At 59.3% G+C, this 592-nt stretch carries 1 protein-coding gene; it reads right to left on the reverse strand.

The window, feature by feature from the left end:
- On the reverse strand, positions 1-498 hold a 498-nt coding region (locus EN893_RS36980; protein ID WP_164901547.1), incomplete at its 3' end, for an ABC transporter transmembrane domain-containing protein.
- Positions 499-592 lie beyond the last annotated feature (94 nt).

Raw genomic sequence — 592 nt, forward strand, 5'->3', positions numbered from 1 at the left:
GTTCAGGACGTCGATCACCTTGATGACGCATTCGCGCACGGCGAGAGCCGTCTGCATCAGCTTTGTCGCGATGCGGCCGGCGAACTCGTCCTGGTAGAAACTCATCGACTGCTTGAGCAGATAGCGGTGCACCTGCCAGCGGATGCGCATGGGATAATTGCCCATCAGCGTCTGCTGGTTGAGAAACGAATGCAGCCATACCGTGCCCGGCAGCGCGAACAGCACGATGAAGGCCATGCCGGCGAGCTTCCAGGCTTCCGTCTGCAGGAAGGTTTCGCGATTCTGCCCCGACAGCCAGTCGACGATGCGGCCGAGAAAGCCGAACATCCATACTTCCGCGATCGCGATGGCCGTCACCAGCACCGCGTCGAAAAGGATATATGGCCATGCGCCGCGCGTATAATGCAGGCAGAAGGCAACCAGCGTCTTGGGCGGCTCGACCGGTTCCGCTGCGGGGAACGGATCGAGCCTTTTTTCAAACCAGCTAAACAACAACATAGGTTATGCCTGTGAAATGTGTGTGCCGCTTACGCGGCACGTGAGCGTACGAAATCCGCGGAACCCATGGCGTCAAGGGCCGACGGTCTGGAAT

Source organism: Mesorhizobium sp. M7A.F.Ca.CA.004.04.2.1 (assembly GCF_004022825.1).
Taxonomy (GTDB): Bacteria; Pseudomonadota; Alphaproteobacteria; order Rhizobiales; family Rhizobiaceae; genus Mesorhizobium.